This is a genomic window from Streptomyces sp. SP18CS02 (assembly GCF_036322365.1).
Taxonomy (GTDB): domain Bacteria; phylum Actinomycetota; class Actinomycetes; order Streptomycetales; family Streptomycetaceae; genus Streptomyces.
In genome coordinates this window covers 1-311 of sequence record NZ_JAQYXC010000218.1, presented here as the reverse complement: position 1 = coordinate 311, position 311 = coordinate 1, and the positions used below count along the sequence as shown (strand labels likewise).

Genomic DNA, 311 nt, shown 5'->3' with positions numbered 1-311 from the left:
TCGAACAGCTCATGCACTCCAGCCCCGGCGTGAAGCGTCTGATCCGTGGCATACCACTCATCGAGCAGCAACCGCCGCTCTCCTGCGGCCCGAACGTCCAGAGCACCGAGCGGGACATCCGGTGCCGTGACGGCCGCCTGCAGCAACCGCACCAGACGCGCCACCAGTACATCGACACTGCCCCGGTCGAACAGGTCCACGGCGTACTGGAGCGAGCCGCGGATGCCGGTGGGGCGACCGGTGTCGTCGTACCCCTCGGTGACGTCGAAGGTGAGGTCGAACTTGGCGACATCGAGGGAGAGCACGCTCTG

General features: G+C 66.9%; 1 protein-coding gene. It reads right to left on the bottom strand.

The genetic code is table 11. The annotated features are described in order from the left end of the window. The coding region (locus PUR26_RS02105) for a hypothetical protein (RefSeq protein WP_329868555.1) at positions 1 to 311 on the bottom strand (311 nt) is incomplete at both ends.